This window comes from Pseudohaliea sp. (assembly GCF_054552115.1).
Genome location: NZ_JBTOLW010000024.1, coordinates 11,871 through 26,271 on the forward strand (window position 1 = coordinate 11,871; position 14,401 = coordinate 26,271).

12 protein-coding genes are annotated in these 14,401 nt (G+C 69.9%); 7 read left to right on the forward strand and 5 right to left on the reverse strand.

Annotated features, from left to right (window positions below; translation table 11 throughout):
• Positions 1-3: 3 nt before the first annotated feature.
• Together lysA and argH are read right to left on the reverse strand one after the other, a co-directional pair.
• Complete coding sequence (lysA, locus tag ACX93N_RS11860) at positions 4-1,254, reverse strand: diaminopimelate decarboxylase (RefSeq protein WP_459428637.1); 1,251 nt, start codon at positions 1,252-1,254, stop codon at positions 4-6.
• Positions 1,255-1,434: 180 nt separating this feature from the next.
• Positions 1,435-2,844 carry an argininosuccinate lyase gene (gene argH / locus ACX93N_RS11865; RefSeq protein WP_459428638.1) on the reverse strand — a complete coding sequence of 470 codons (1,410 nt, stop codon included), beginning with the start codon at positions 2,842-2,844 and terminating at the stop codon, positions 1,435-1,437.
• Between the two features lie 118 nt (positions 2,845-2,962).
• On the opposite strand from argH, the gene ACX93N_RS11870 reads away from it, so the two are divergent.
• The 7 genes from ACX93N_RS11870 to ACX93N_RS11900 are packed head-to-tail and all read left to right on the forward strand — an operon-like array spanning position 2,963 to position 10,984.
• Positions 2,963-4,024 (forward strand): sensor histidine kinase, encoded by a 1,062-nt coding sequence (locus ACX93N_RS11870; protein ID WP_459428639.1) that lies wholly within the window; start codon positions 2,963-2,965, stop codon positions 4,022-4,024.
• The gene (locus ACX93N_RS11875) at positions 4,021-4,740 is read left to right on the forward strand and encodes a LytR/AlgR family response regulator transcription factor (protein ID WP_459428640.1); all 720 of its coding nucleotides are present in this window, start codon (positions 4,021-4,023) and stop codon (positions 4,738-4,740) included. The genes ACX93N_RS11870 and ACX93N_RS11875 overlap by 4 nt, the downstream gene beginning before the upstream one ends.
• Before the next feature lie 55 nt (positions 4,741-4,795).
• A complete protein-coding gene (hemC, locus tag ACX93N_RS11880; protein ID WP_459428641.1) occupies positions 4,796-5,731 on the forward strand; it encodes a hydroxymethylbilane synthase in 936 nt (311 codons plus the stop codon).
• Positions 5,728-6,516 carry a uroporphyrinogen-III synthase gene (locus ACX93N_RS11885; RefSeq protein ID WP_459428642.1) on the forward strand — a complete coding sequence of 263 codons (789 nt, stop codon included), beginning with the start codon at positions 5,728-5,730 and terminating at the stop codon, positions 6,514-6,516. Before hemC ends, ACX93N_RS11885 begins: the two co-directional genes overlap by 4 nt.
• Positions 6,513-7,892, forward strand: coding sequence for a uroporphyrinogen-III C-methyltransferase (locus ACX93N_RS11890; protein WP_459428643.1), 1,380 nt, complete (start codon positions 6,513-6,515; stop codon positions 7,890-7,892). The genes ACX93N_RS11885 and ACX93N_RS11890 overlap by 4 nt, the downstream gene beginning before the upstream one ends.
• Positions 7,892-9,187: a heme biosynthesis HemY N-terminal domain-containing protein gene (locus tag ACX93N_RS11895; protein WP_459428644.1), complete on the forward strand. Its 1,296-nt coding sequence runs from the start codon at positions 7,892-7,894 to the stop codon at positions 9,185-9,187. Before ACX93N_RS11890 ends, ACX93N_RS11895 begins: the two co-directional genes overlap by 1 nt.
• Before the next feature lie 21 nt (positions 9,188-9,208).
• Positions 9,209-10,984, forward strand: coding sequence for an O-linked N-acetylglucosamine transferase family protein (locus tag ACX93N_RS11900; RefSeq protein ID WP_459428645.1), 1,776 nt, complete (start codon positions 9,209-9,211; stop codon positions 10,982-10,984).
• Positions 10,985-10,998: 14 nt separating this feature from the next.
• Here ACX93N_RS11900 and ubiD read toward each other — a convergent pair whose 3' ends face one another.
• The 3 genes from ubiD to trxA form a co-directional block, all read right to left on the reverse strand.
• Positions 10,999-12,483, reverse strand: coding sequence for a 4-hydroxy-3-polyprenylbenzoate decarboxylase (gene ubiD, locus ACX93N_RS11905; protein ID WP_459428646.1), 1,485 nt, complete (start codon positions 12,481-12,483; stop codon positions 10,999-11,001).
• Between the two features lie 92 nt (positions 12,484-12,575).
• The gene (rho, locus tag ACX93N_RS11910; protein ID WP_459428647.1) at positions 12,576-13,844 is read right to left on the reverse strand and encodes a transcription termination factor Rho; all 1,269 of its coding nucleotides are present in this window, start codon (positions 13,842-13,844) and stop codon (positions 12,576-12,578) included.
• A 211-nt stretch (positions 13,845-14,055) separates the two neighbouring features.
• A complete protein-coding gene (gene trxA / locus ACX93N_RS11915; protein ID WP_350037615.1) occupies positions 14,056-14,382 on the reverse strand; it encodes a thioredoxin TrxA in 327 nt (108 codons plus the stop codon).
• Between the last annotated feature and the right edge of the window lie 19 nt (positions 14,383-14,401).

Genomic DNA, 14,401 nt, shown 5'->3' on the forward strand with positions numbered 1-14,401 from the left:
AGCTCAGGCGGGCAGGCGGCGCTCGCCGCGCAGGAGGTCGTCGATGGATTCGCGCTCGCGCACCACGTGCCAGCGCTCACCATCGACGAGGACCTCGGCGGCGCGGGGGCGGGTGTTGTAGTTCGAGCTCATGACGAAACCGTAGGCGCCGGCGCCGTGAACCGCCAGCAGGCTGCCGGGCCGGAGCGACAGCTCGCGGCCCCGGCCGAGGAAGTCCGCGGTCTCGCAGACCGGGCCGACCACGTCCCAGTGCCCGGTCTCGCCGCCGGCGCGATCGTCCACGGGCTCGATGTTCACCCAGGCTTCGTAGAGCGCCGGGCGGATGAAGTCGTTCATGGCCGCGTCGACGAGGGCGAAATTGTGCCAGGCGGAGTGCTTGAGATAGTTCACGGTGGTCAGCAGCACACCGGCATTGGCGACGATGGAGCGGCCCGGCTCGAAGACCAGCTCGAGGTCGCGTTCGCCCACGGCACGGCGCAGCGCGGCGATGTATGCCGCGATCGCCGGCGGCTGCTCATCGCGGTAGCGCACGCCGAGGCCGCCGCCGACGTCGAGATGGCGAAGGGTGATGCCCTCGTCGGCGAGCTGGTCCACCAGCTCGAGCATGCGTGCCACCGCGTCGAGGAAGGGGCCTGTGCTGGTGAGCTGTGAGCCGATATGGCAGTCCATGCCGACGATCCGCAGCCCGGCGCAGTCCGCCGCCCGGCGGTAGACGGCCAGGGCGCCGTCGCTGTCGATGCCGAACTTGTTTTCCTTGAGCCCGGTCGAAATATAGGGGTGGGTCTCGGCGTCAACGTCCGGATTCACCCGTACGGAAACGGGGGCGACGACGCCGTGCGCGCGGGCCACGCTGTCGAGCAGCTCGAGTTCCGCCGGCGATTCCACGTTGAAGCAGCGGATGCCGAGCTCCAGGGCGCGGGCCATTTCCCCGGCCTGCTTGCCGACCCCGGAAAAGACCACCTTGCCCGGGTCGCCGCCGGCGGCCACCACGCGCTCGAGCTCTCCGCCGCTGACGATGTCGAATCCCGCGCCCCGGCGGGCGAGGAGGTCCAGCACGGCGAGGTTCGAGTTCGCCTTCACCGCGTAGCAGACGAGGTGGCGGCAGCCGTCGAGGGCGGCGTGGTAGGCATCGAGCGCCGTCTCCATGGCGGCGCGCGAATAGACATAGCAGGGCGTGCCTTCGGCGCCGGCGATGGCCGCCAGCGGTACCCCCTCGGCCCAGAGCTCACCATCCCGGCGCGGGAAAGCGGTCACGAGCGCGCCTCCACCGCATCCTCGGCGGGCGGTGCCGGGTAGAGGGGGCCCAGCTGGCCGCAGCCGCTTCCGAGGGCGAGCGCCGCAAGGAGCAGGGCGCGGGAGAGGCATTTCACGATGGTCACTTCCGGAAACGTCAAACGGCGCAGTATAGCGCCGCGCCCGGAGGGGTGCGAAGGGCTAGCGGGCCTCGATGCGTGCGAGGGCGCGCTCGGCGGCGGCACGGACCTGCGCCGGGGCGGTGCCGCCGACGTGTTCCCGTGCGGCGACGGAGCCTTCGAGCGTGAGCACCGCGAAGACGTCGTCGTCGATGCTCGTGGAGAAGCGGCGCAGCGTCTCGAGGTCCATCTCGGCGAGATCCCTGCCGGTCTCCAGCCCGTGGGCCACGGCCTTGCCCACGACTTCGTGGGCGTCGCGGAAAGGCAGGCCCCGGCGCACCAGGTAATCGGCGAGGTCCGTCGCGGTGGCGAAGCCGCGCAGGGCCGCCTCGCGCATGGCGGAGGCATTGGGCTCGATCGCCGGCACCATGTCGGCGAAGGCGCGCAGGGCGTCGAGGACTGTGTCCACGGAGTCGAACAGCGGCTCCTTGTCCTCCTGGTTGTCCTTGTTGTAGGCGAGTGGCTGGCTCTTCATGAGCGTGAGCAGCGCGACCAGGTTGCCGTTGGTGCGGCCGGTCTTGCCACGCACCAGCTCGGGGACATCCGGGTTCTTCTTCTGCGGCATGATGGAGGAGCCGGTGCAGAAGCGGTCCGGAAGACGCACGAAGTCGAACTGCGCGGACGTCCAGAGCACGAGTTCCTCCGCCATCCGTGACAGGTGGGTCATGAGCAGTGCGGCGAAGGCGCAGAACTCGATGGCGAAGTCCCGGTCCGAGACGGCGTCCAGGGAGTTCTCGCAGGGGCTGTCGAAGCCGAGGGCCGCGGCCGTCTGCGCCCGGTCCAGGGGAAAGGTGGTTCCGGCCAGGGCCGCCGCGCCGAGGGGGCACTGGTTCAGCCGCGCCCGGCAGTCGCGGAGCCGGCCATAATCGCGTTCGAGCATCTCGTTCCACGCCAGCAGGTGGTGGCCGAAGGTGACCGGCTGGGCCGCCTGCAGGTGCGTGAAACCGGGCATGATGGTGTCGGCGTGGCTGCGGGCGAGGCCGATGGTGCCGCGCTGGAGCCGGCCCAGCTCGCTGGCGATGCGGTCGATGGCCCCGCGCAGCCACAGGCGGATGTCCGTGGCGACCTGGTCGTTCCGCGAGCGCCCGGTATGCAGGCGCTTCCCGGCGGGGCCGACAAGCTCGGTCAGCCGCGCCTCGATGTTCATGTGCACGTCTTCCAGGCGCTCGGACCAGGGGAAGTCCCCGGACTCGATCTCGGCGGCGACCTGGTCCAGGCCTCCCGCGATGCGCGCGTGGTCGTCGGCGCTGAGCACGCCGCGGTCCCGGAGCATGGCCGCGTGGGCACGGGAGCCGGCGATATCCTCCTGTGCGAGGCGCCGATCAAAGGCCACGGAGGCGGTAAAACGCTGCACGAAGGCATCGGTCGCCTCGCTGAAGCGTCCTCCCCAGACATTGCTCGTGCCGCCGTCGCCGTTGTCGTCGCTGCTCATGCCTTCGCCCCTGTTCCCATGCCTGCCTGCGCCCCGCCGCTGCCGGTGGCCGCCCCCTGCCTTGTCCGCCGCTGGCGGGCGTGCAAGTATAACAGCGCCGTTTCACCGGGAGCCGGCGATGCTGCGACGCGAGCCGCCGGGCGCGGCTGGGCCGCTGCCCGAAGACGATTTCTTCCTGCCCGACCTGTGCGCGCCACGGGCCGTCTTCTTTGCGGTACTCCTCGCGGAGTTGCTGGTGCTGGTTCACTACCTGGCCGACAGCGTGCCCGGGCCCTTCGACTGGCAGGGGCTCGGCCCGGCGTCTCTCTTCGTGCAGTGGTGCGTGCTGCTGTCGTCCGCGCTTCTCTGCCTGCTGCGCCCGCTCCTTGCCCGCCTCCGGCTGCCGCTCGTCACCCTCGCCGCCCTCGCCGTGGTCGCCACGGTGACGGCAGTGAGCAGCGGCCTGGCCCGTCTCGCCTACCCGCCCATGCTGGCCGCGGTCCAGGCCCCGGGCTGGATCCTCCGCAACGTGCTTGTGGCGGTGCTCCTGGCCGGCATTGTCCTGCGCTACTTCTACCTGCAGCAACAGCTCGTGCGGCAGCAGCGCGCGGGGCTGCAGGCGCGCCTGGCCTCCCTGCGCTCCCGCATCCAGCCTCATTTCCTGTTCAACACCCTCAACAGTATCGCCAGCCTCATCGCTGCCCGGCCCGGCGCTGCGGAAAGCGCCGTCGAGGACCTCGCGGAGCTTCTGCGCGCGAGCCTGCGCGAGGACGAGCAGGAGACGACGGTCGCCGAGGAGGTCGCGCTGTGCGAGCGCTACCTGGCCATCGAGGCCCTGCGCCTGGGTGACCGGCTCACCGTGGAGTGGGCCGTGGACGACGGCGCCCGCGGCGCGCGGCTGCCGACCCTGCTGCTGCAGCCACTGCTCGAGAATGCGGTCAATCACGGCATCGCCCGGTTGCCCGAGGGCGGCTGTATCCGTGTCGTGATCGAGGCGCGGGACGGCGAGCTGCGCCTGTCCGTGGTGAACCCGGTACCCGGGCATGGACCGGAGGCTGCCGGTTCCGGCGAGCAGCTGGCCCTGGACAACATCCGCCAGCGGCTTGCGGCGCTGTACCCGGGACGGCACCGGTTCCGCGCCGCACCGGCGGGTGACAGCTACGCCGTGGCCGTGCGGCTGCCGCTGGGCCGGCCGCCGTGAGGATCCTGGTCGTCGATGACGAGCCCCTGGCCCGGGAGCGGCTGCAGCGGCTCCTCGCGCGCCTGCGACCGGATGCGGCCGTGAGCGAGGCCAGTGACGGTGAGAGCGCCCTGCGGGCGGTGCAGGCGACGCCGCCGGATGTGGTGCTGCTGGACATCCGCATGCCCGGCACCGACGGTCTCGCGGTCGCGGAACGGCTTGCCGCCATGGCGCAGCCGCCGGCCGTGGTTTTCTGCACCGCCTACGACGCCTACGCCCTCGACGCGCTCCGCCACGCCGCGGCCGGCTACCTCCTGAAGCCGGTGCGCGAAGCGGAGCTCGCGCAGGCCCTGGCCGCCGCCGGACGGGTCAACCGCGCGCAGCTTGCCGCGCTGCGCGGCGACGAGGGGCGGCGGGAACTGGTGAGCAGCGGCCAGGACGGCATGCGGACTCTGCCCGTCGCTGCGGTGCGCTGCCTGCTGGCGGAGCATAAGTACGTGGTCGCCTACAGCCCCCGGGGTCCGCTGGTGCTGGACGAGACCCTGAAGGACCTCGAGCGGGAGTTTCCCCGGCGCTTCGTGCGCGTGCACCGCGGCGCCCTGGTGGCCCTGGCGCACGTCACCCGCCTCGCCCGCTGCGACGGCGGCTGGGTCGTGGAGCTCGACGGTGTCGACCAGCGGCCCGCGGTGAGCCGGCGGCACCTGGGGGCGTTCCGGGAGCGGCTCGCGGCGCGCTGACCCCCGGGGCGGTCGCTGGTATGATGGCGCCGCTTTCAGACACCGGGGGAACCACATGGGCCAGACAGTCACCATCGCGACCCGCGAGAGCGCCCTGGCGCTGTGGCAGGCGGAATACGTGCGCGATGCGCTCACGGCGGCGCATCCGGGCCTCACCGTCGAGCTTCTCGGCATGACGTCCCGCGGCGACCAGATTCTCGACGTGCCCCTCGCCAAGGTCGGTGGCAAGGGCCTGTTCGTGAAGGAACTGGAGACGGCCCTCCTCGACCGCAGCGCCGACATCGCCGTGCATTCCATGAAGGATGTGCCCATGGAATTCCCCGAGGGGCTCGGCCTCGGCGTCATCTGTGAGCGGGAAGAGCCCACCGATGCCTTCGTCAGCAACCGCTACGAGCGCGTCGAGGAGCTGCCGCCGGGCTCGGTGGTCGGCACTTCCAGCCTGCGCCGGGAGTGCCAGCTGCGCGCGCGGCGGCCCGACCTCACGGTGCGCTTCCTGCGCGGCAACGTGCAGACGCGGCTGCGCAAGCTCGATGACGGCGAGTACGACGCGATCATCCTTGCCAGCGCCGGCCTGCTGCGCCTTGGTCTCGGCGAGCGCATCCGCAATCACATTCCCGTAGCTGACTCCCTGCCTGCCGGTGGCCAGGGCGCCGTGGGCATAGAACTTCGCAGCGATGACAGCGCCACGCTCGAACTCCTGGGGCCGCTGCATCACGGGGCCACCGCCGAGCGCGTCTTGGCCGAGCGGGCCCTGAACCGGCGCCTGCAGGGGGGCTGCGAGGTGCCCATTGCCGCCTACGCAGAGCACGTGGATGGTGGCAGTGCGCTCTGGCTCCGCGGCCTTGTGGGGCGTCCCGACGGCACCACGGTACTGCGCGCCGAGGGCCGGGCGCCGGTGGCCGAGGCAGAGGCGCTCGGCATCGCCGTGGCAGAGGACCTCCTCGGCCAGGGCGCCGAGGCGATCCTCGCCGAGGTCTACAATCGCCAGTGACCGGCGGTTCCTATGCGCCGGCGGTCCTGGTAACGCGACCGGACGGTCAGGCCGACAGCCTCTGCGAGCGGCTCGAGGCGGCGGGCTTCGCGGTCACCCGCCAGCCGCTCCTGGCCCTGGAGCCAGTGGCCCGGCTGGCGCCGGCGCAACGCCGGCTGATACAGGACCTCGATCGCTTCCAGCACTGCATTTTCATCAGCCGCAACGCCGTGCGCTTCGGCCTCGAGCTGTTCTTTGACTACTGGCCGCAGTGGCCCGTGGGCGTGGCCTGCTACGCGGTGGGCGACAGTACCGCGGCTGCACTCCGCGAGGCCGGCCTGGCGGTGCGCACGCCCGGCGCCGACATGACCAGCGAGGGGCTCCTCGCATTGCCGGAACTGGCCGCCGTGCAAGGGGAGCGTGTGCTCATCGTCAAGGGGGAGGGGGGGCGGCAGGCCCTGCGTGAGACGCTAGGCTCCCGCGGCGCCGAGGTGGACGAACTGGCCTGCTACCGGCGGGTGGCGCCGGCCATCGACGGGGCAGCACTCGCGGACCGGCTGGCGCGGGATGCCGTGCGCCTGATACTCATTTCCAGTGGTGAAGCGCTCGCTAACCTGACGGCGTTGCTTAAGCCACGCGAAACGCATAAGTTAGCGGACATTGCGCTGGTCGTACCGTCGGCGCGGGTGGCGGAGGAAGCCGTCGCCGCTGGCTGGCAGCAACCGGTGGTCGCGGCCAACGCAGCAGATGACGCCATGCTGGCCGCGGCACAGCGCTGGCGGTCGGCCCTGGGGGAACGCGAGTGACGAAAGACGACGACCGCGCCGACGACAGCGCGGAACAGCAGGACAGCAGCGGCGGGACAGGTACACCCGCCGCGGTCGATGCCGGCAGCGAAGACCGGGCCGCGGCGGGCGAGGGCCCTGCAGCCGCGGCGCAAGGCGCAGGGAGCCAAGCAAGCGCTACCGGGGCGGCGGGTGCAGGAAGCGGCAACGGCAGCTCCGCGCCAGCCTCCGAAGCGCCCCGGCCGGAGCCTGCCGGCAATCCCCTCATCCCGAAACTCGCCCTGGCCATCGCCGTGCTGGCCGCCGGCGCCGCGTTCTGGGGCCTGCTCGACGGGCAGCGCCGCGACAGCGACGTGCTCCAGCGGCTCACCGGGCTGGAGGCCGTCTCGGGCCGCGAGAGCGCGACCCTCGAACAGCTCAACGCCGCCCTCGAGCGCCAGGTGGAACTGGCCGTCAAGGCCTCGGAGACACAGCTGCGCGGCGAACGCCAGGCCGCCGACGACGAACTCCGCGACCGGCTGGCGGAGGTTGCCGAGGAGGCCCGGGACGCCCGCAGCGGGCAGACGGAGACCGCAAAAGCGGTCGCCGGCCTGCGCGACACGATGGCCGGGCGCTTCGAGCGTCTCGACAGCCAGCTCGCGCGCCAGCGCAGCCAGCTGGAGGAGTTCCAGCAGGTCAGTGCCGGCGACCGCGACAGCTGGCTGCTCGCCGAGACCAACTATCTTCTGCGGCTCGCCAACCAGCGCCTGGTCATGACCGGCGACACTGCTTCCGCCGAAGCGCTGCTGCGCAGCGCCGACGGCGTGCTGCGCGAGCTCGACGACCCCTCGCTCCACGGCGTGCGCGAGGCCATCGCCGAGGACCTCGCCGCGGTGCGCGCGGTACCGAAGCTCGACCGGCAGGGCGCCTACCTGCGTCTCGCCGCCCTCATCGACCGCATCGACAGCCTCGAGGTCTTCGACACGCCTTCCCTGCCGGAGGGCGACGCCCCGCCGCCGGCCGAGGGCGACTGGCAGAGCCGGCTTCGCCAGGGCTACGAGCGCGCCCTTGCCAAGCTGTCTGACTACGTCGTGGTGCGCCGCCGCGACGAGCCAGTAGAGGTCCTCATGGACCCGCAGTGGGAGCGGCTGGTGCGCCAGAACCTGCGCATGCTGCTGGAGCAGGCCCAGGTGGCGCTGCTTTCCGGCAACGGCCGCCTCTACCGGGAGAGCGTGGAGCGCGCCACGGGCTGGGTGCGCGAGTTCGAGGCCAGCGATCCCGACGGCGCCGCTGCCATGGTCGGCGAGCTCGAGGATCTCGCCGGTGAGCGTGTGAGTGTCGACGTGCCCGACGCGACCGGCAGCCTGGCCGCCATGCAGTCCGTGCTCGCCGCGCGCGCGGGCCGGAGCGGCGACTGATGCGCAGCTTCTTCCTGCTCGCGCTGATCGCCCTGCTGCTGGGCGTGGGCCTGGTGGCGATGATCGAGAGCGAGCCGGGCTACCTGCTCCTCGCCTTCGGCGACTACACGGTGGAGTCGAGCCTCTGGGTCGGCCTCCTGCTGATCGCAGTGCTGGTCCTGGTGCTCTATGCGGTCGTCGGTACCATCGCCCGCCTGCTGGCAAGCCCCGGCACGGTCCGTTTCTGGGCGACGGCGCGGCAGCGCCGCCAGGCGGCACGGCTGACGAATCGTGGCCTGATCAGCTATATCGAGGGCGACTGGCGCAAATCCCGGCGCCAGCTGCAGCGCGGCGCCAGGCACAGTGCCTCGCCGGTCTTCAATCACCTGATGGCCGCCCGCGCCAGCTTCCAGCTCGACGACCCGGAGCAGATGCGGAGCGACCTCGAGGCGGCGCTGCGGGAGGACATCCAGTCCGCCGTGGCCGTGGACCTGACCCAGGCGGAGCTCGCCCTGCAGGGCGGCAAGTTCGACCGTGCCCTGACCTGCCTCGAGCGCGTGGCCCGGCGCAGCAACAGTCCGCAGGTCTCGCGGCTGCGCTGCAGGGCGCTGCTCGGCCTCGGCGACTGGGAAGGCCTCGCCGACCTGCTGCCGGTGCTGCGGCGGCAGGGTGCACTGCCGGACAAGGAACTTGCCCGCCTCGAGCGTGAATGTCACCTGCGGCTCCTCGAAGGTGCGGCCCTCGACCTCGGTGATGACACGGCCGCTGCCCTCAAGCTCACCTGGCGGCGCGTGCCGCCGGCGCTGCAGCAGGATGAATCACTGCTGCATCGCTACGTGGAATTGCTGGAGAAAGTCGGCGCCAAAGACGAGGCCGCGAAGCTCATCACGCGCACCCTGAAGAAACGCTGGGACCCGGAACTCGTCAACCGCTATGGGCGTCTCGCGCTGGAGAAAGGCAAGCGCCAGCTCACCCAGGCGGAACACTGGCTGGGCAAGCACGGCGACGATCCGCAGCTGTTTCTCTGTCTCGGCCGCCTCGCCGCCCGTCAGCAGGACTGGCAGCGCGCGCGCCAGTACTTCGAGCGCAGCATCCAGGCCGGCCCCACGGAGGAGGCCTGCGCGGAACTCGGCCGGCTGCTGCTGGCGAGCGGCGAGACGGGCCTCGCCGCGCAGTACTTCAACACGGGCATTACCCTGCAGGGCGATGCCCTGCCGGAACTGCCGCTTCCCGATGCCGTTGACGGGGAGGACCTCGTTCCCGAGGAGCGCCGCCTGGATGGCGAGGGGAGTGAACGGGCGGGCCGCGACGCCTGATCGCCGGGCCTGCGCGACACGATGCACACCGGCCGCAACGACCCCTGCCCGTGCGGCAGCGGCAGGAAGTACAAGAAGTGCTGCCTTGCCCGCGAAACCGCCGCCCCGGCGGCTGCGAGCCAGGTTGCGCCCCGGCGGGAGGATCCGGTAGCGGCGGCGAAGCAGGCGCTGGCCCGGGGGCAGCTGGACCGCGCGCGGGAACTCCTGGCGAAGGAGCTGACGCGGCGCAGGGTCCCCGCGGCAACCTGGTCCCTCGCCGGCGGTATCGAGCTGCAGGCGAAGGCCTTCGCCAGGGCGAGAGACTATTTCGGCAGGGCCCTGGCACTGGCGCCGGACAACGCGAGCTACCGCTACAACCACGCGACGGCACTGGCCCTCGCCGGCGAGCGCGAGGCGGCGGCGAAAGCGCTGAAGCAGGTCGTCCGGGCCCGCCCCGACCTCTACCAGGCCTACAACAACCTCGCCAACGTCCTCCGGGACCTCGGCCGTCCCGACGAAGCGCTCGGCTACTACCTGGAAGCGCTGGACTTCAACCTGCGTCAGCCCACGGGCCTCAGCCACCTGCTCTTTTCGCTACACCAGTTTGCCTTCGAGGATGACGACAGGCTCTTTGAGTTGCACTGCCGTGTCGGCGAGCGCCTCACCGCGCTGGCGCCGGGAGGTGCCGCACAGTGGCGGCCGACGGCACCCCGGGCCGATGGCCGGATCCGCATCGGCTACCTGTCGCCGCGCTTCTCGCGCACGATCGTCGGCTACTTTTTCAAGCCGCTGCTTGACGCGCAGGACCGGGACCGGTTCGACGTCTACCTCTACAGTGCCACCCGCGAGGAGGACGACCTGACGGCCTGGTTCCGCGAGCGCGCGGACGGCTGGCGCGATGTGTCCCGGCTGAGCGATCGCGAGCTCTGCCGCCGGGTGGCGGATGACGAGATCGACATACTCATCGATCTCGCGGGCCACGCGCCGGAGAACCGCCTGGTCGCGCTGGCGGCCAAGCCGGCGCCGGTGCAGGTCTCCATGCTGGATTACTTCGACACGACGGGCGTGCCGGCGATCGACTACCTGGTGACCGATCGCGTGTCGACGCCGCCGGAGAGCCCCCAGCGCTTCACCGAGTCGTGCCTGGTGCTGGACCAGCCGCGGCTGGTCTACGAGGCGCCGGCCTATGCGCCGCCGGTCACGGTGCGCCCGGCGACGGCAGGGGAGCTGGTGTTCGGTTCCTTCAACCGCCACGAGAAAACCAGCACGGCGGTCGTCGAAGCCTGGTCCGCACTGCTCCGTGCGGTACCTTCCGCGCGCCTGCTGCTGAAAAACCGGGCCTATGCGGAAGCGGAGCTTCGCGACAGCTTTCTGTCGCGTTTCACCGAACGCGGTATCGCCCCCGAGCGCATCGAGTTCCGCCCGGCGTCGCCCCATGCCGGGATGCTGGCCGAGTACGCCGACATGGATATCGCCCTGGACACTTTCCCCTACAACGGTGGCCTGACCACCTGCGAGGCGCTGTGGATGGGCACGCCGGTGCTCACGCTGGAAGGCAGCCGTATCATCAGCCGCCAGTCCTCTGCCATGCTGCAGAGTGTCGGCCTCGATGACTTCGTTGCGCGCACGCAGGAGGAATTCGTGAGCAAGGGTGCCTGGTGGGCGGCCCATCGCGACGGCCTCGTTACGCTGCGCGCAGGGCTGCGGGAGCGCATGGCCGCCTCGCCGCTCACGGACGGGGCAGCCTATACACGGGCGCTGGAGCAGAAGCTGTGCGAGGCCCTGGCGCGCTACTACGACGCCGCCGCGGAAGGCTGATCCGGACCGCTCCCCTAGAGCCCCAACTGGTCCCAGATTGCGTCGACGCGCGCCCGGGTAGCGTCGTCCATGCGTATCGGCTCGCCCCATTCCCGGTCCGTTTCACCGGGCCACTTGTTGGTCGCGTCGAGCCCGACCTTGGAGCCGAGGCCGGCAACCGGTGAGGCGAAGTCGAGGTAGTCGATCGGCGTGTTGTCGACGAAGGTGCAGTCGCGGCGCGGGTCCATGCGCGTGGTGATCGCCCAGATCACGTCCTGCCAGTTGCGCGCGTCGACATCATCGTCGGTGACGACGATGAACTTGGTGTACATGAACTGGCGCAGGAAGGACCAGATACCGAGCATCACCCGCTTGGCGTGGCCCGGGTATTCCTTGCGCATGGTCACTACCGCCATGCGGTAGGAGCAGCCTTCCGGCGGCAGGTAGAAGTCGACGATCTCCGGGAACTGCTTTTTCAGCAGGGGGACGAAGACCTCGTTGAGAGCCACGCCCAGAATGGCCGGCTCGTCCGGCGGGCGGCCCGTGTAGGTGCTGTGGTAGATCGGCGCCTCGCGGCTTGTGATCGCCTCCACGGTGAACACGGGGAAGCGGTCGACCTCGTTGTAGTAGCCCGTATGGTCGCCGAAGGGACCCTCGTCCGCCAGCTCGCCCGGCTCGAGGTGGCCCTCGAGGACGAACTCGGCACTCGCCGGGACCTGCAGGCCGTGCTCGCGGCAGAGCGGCGTCACGCACTCGGCAAGCTCCGTCTTGCCGCCGCGCAGGAGGCCCGCAAAGGCGTACTCGGAAAGCGTATCGGGCACCGGTGTCACGGCGCCGAGGGTGGTGGCCGGGTCCGCGCCCAGGGCGATGGCCACGGGGTAGCGCTTCCCCGGGTGCTGCTGCTGCCAGTCGCGGTAGTCGAGGGCCCCGCCGCGGTGCGAGAGCCAGCGCATGATCAGCTTGTTCCGCCCGATGAGCTGCATGCGATAGATGCCGAGATTCTGCCGTTTCTTCTGTGGCCCCCGGGTAATGACCAGGGGCCAGGTGACGAGCGGGCCGGCATCGCCGGGCCAGCAGGTCTGGATGGGCAGCGCGTAGAGATCGACGGCGTCGCCCGAGCGCACGTGCGCCTGGCACGGCGGATTGCGCACGACCTTCGGCCCCATGGCCATGACTTTCTTAAGCAGCGGCGCCTTGTCGATGGCGTCGCGGAAACTTTCCGGCGGGTCGGGCTGGCGCAGGTAGGCGAGCAGCTCGCCGATCTCGCGCAGGGCGTTGACGTCGTCGGCGCCCATGCCGAGGGCGACCCGGCGCTCCGTGCCGAAAAGATTGGCCAGCACGGGCACGGAAGACCCCTTCGGGTTGGTGAACAGGAGCGCGGGCCCGCCGCTGCGAAGCGTCCGGTCGGCGATCTCGGTCATTTCCAGGCGGGGGTCGACCTCCAGGTCGATGCGCTTCAGCTCACCCTGTTTTTCCAGGGCGTCGATAAAATCGCGCAGGTCTGCGTAGCGTGCGGCCATGGGCTGTCCTTCGCCGGGGGGCCGGAATTATAGCAGCGCCGCTGTCGCGACGGAGGGTCCCGAGCCGGACGGTTCGCTGTCCGCCGCGGGGGCTACTTCCGGCGCATGGACAGGAAGAATTCCTCGTTGGTCTTCGTGTCCTTGAGCTTGTCGATGAGGAACTCGATGGCGGGGAGGTCTTCCATGCCGTGGAGCAGTTTGCGCAGGATCCACATGCGCTGCAGTTCCTCTTCACCGGTGAGCAGTTCCTCCCGACGGGTGCCGGAGCGGCGGATGTTGATGGCCGGGTAGACACGCTTTTCGGCGATCTTGCGGTCCAGGTGCAGCTCCATGTTGCCTGTGCCCTTGAACTCCTCGTAGATCACCTCGTCCATCTTCGAGCCGGTGTCGATGAGGGCGGTGGCGAGGATGGACAGGCTGCCGCCCTCCTCGATGTTCCGGGCCGCGCCGAAGAAGCGCTTCGGCCGCTCCAGGGCGTGCGCGTCGACGCCGCCGGTGAGCACCTTGCCGGAGCTCGGGATAACCGTGTTGTAGGCGCGGGCGAGGCGGGTGATGGAGTCGAGGAGAATGACCACGTCGCGCTTGTGCTCGACGAGGCGCTTGGCTTTCTCGATGACCATGTCGGCTACCTGCACGTGGCGGGCCGGTGGTTCGTCGAAGGTGGAGGCGACCACCTCGGCGCCGCGCACACCGACGGAGCGCTGCATCTCGGTGACTTCCTCGGGACGCTCGTCGATGAGCAGCACGATGATGTAGCACTCGGGGTTATTGCTCATGATGGCCTGCGCCATGCTTTGCATCATGATCGTCTTGCCGGCCTTGGGCGGTGCCACGAGCAGGCCGCGCTGGCCCTTGCCGATCGGGGCGACGAGGTCGATGATGCGGCCGGTGAGGTCCTCGGTGCTGCCGTTGCCTTTCTCGAGCATCAGCCGCTCCGTCGGGAACAGCGGCGTCAGGTTCTCGAACAGGATCTTGCTCTTGGAGTTTTCCGGCCGGTTGAAGTTGACCTCGCCGATCTTGAGCAGCGCGAAGTAGCGCTCGCTGTCCTTGGGAGGGCGGATCTTGCCGGTGATCGTGTCGCCGGTGCGCAGGTTGAAACGGCGGATCTGGCTCGGGGAGACATAGATGTCGTCCGGGCCCGCGAGGTAGGAGCTGTCCGCCGAGCGCAGGAAGCCGAAACCGTCCTGGAGAATTTCCAGCACCCCGTCGCCGTAGATGTCCTCACCGCTCTTGGCGTGCTTCTTGAGGATGGAAAAGATGATGTCCTGCTTGCGGGACCGGGCCATGTTCTCGAGGCCGATGCCCTGGGCGATATCGATGAGGTCTTGGGTCGATTTGGTCTTCAGGTCGGTCAGGTTCATAGATTTGTTCTGGGGTGTGATTCGAGAGGGAAAGGATGCGTCGCGCGGGCAGCTGGGGGTGCGCCACGGGCACCCGGGTATCGGAGAAGCCGGTCGGGTTACGGGGTTATTATCGTTGCGCAGAGGTGCGCGACGAAAATGAATCTAGCACGGTGGGGTGGGGGCGTCTACCGGTTTTTTCCGCACCGGCCGCCGCCCCACGGGAAGGGCTTCAGAGCGCCTCTTCGATGAACTCGACGAGCTGCGTCTTGGACAGCGCGCCGACCTTCGTGGCCTCCGCGGCGCCGTTCTTGAACAGGATCAGCGTGGGGATGCCGCGGATGCCGAACTTCGGCGGAATCTCCGGGTTCGAATCCACGTCGACCTTGCACACCTTGAGGCGCCCGGCGTATTCGCTCGCGACTTCGTCGAGGATCGGCGCAATCATCTTGCAGGGGCCGCACCATTCGGCCCAGAAGTCGACGATCACCGGCACGTCGGCGCCGAGGACGTCCTGATCGAAACTGGCATCGGTCACGTGTACGATGTTCTCACTCATTGGGGTCTCCAGCTGGTAG

What these genes read in the sequence shown, in the direction of transcription:
- hemC (WP_459428641.1), top strand. Translation starts at nt 4,796, where the DNA reads ATGGGCCAGACAGTCACCATCGCGACCCGCGAGAGCGCCCTGGCGCTG.
- argH (WP_459428638.1), bottom strand. Translation starts at nt 2,844, where the DNA reads ATGAGCAGCGACGACAACGGCGACGGCGGCACGAGCAATGTCTGGGGA.
- ACX93N_RS11870 (WP_459428639.1), top strand. Translation starts at nt 2,963, where the DNA reads ATGCTGCGACGCGAGCCGCCGGGCGCGGCTGGGCCGCTGCCCGAAGAC.
- rho (WP_459428647.1), bottom strand. Translation starts at nt 13,844, where the DNA reads ATGAACCTGACCGACCTGAAGACCAAATCGACCCAAGACCTCATCGAT.
- ubiD (WP_459428646.1), bottom strand. Translation starts at nt 12,483, where the DNA reads ATGGCCGCACGCTACGCAGACCTGCGCGATTTTATCGACGCCCTGGAA.
- ACX93N_RS11895 (WP_459428644.1), top strand. Translation starts at nt 7,892, where the DNA reads ATGCGCAGCTTCTTCCTGCTCGCGCTGATCGCCCTGCTGCTGGGCGTG.
- trxA (WP_350037615.1), bottom strand. Translation starts at nt 14,382, where the DNA reads ATGAGTGAGAACATCGTACACGTGACCGATGCCAGTTTCGATCAGGAC.
- ACX93N_RS11900 (WP_459428645.1), top strand. Translation starts at nt 9,209, where the DNA reads ATGCACACCGGCCGCAACGACCCCTGCCCGTGCGGCAGCGGCAGGAAG.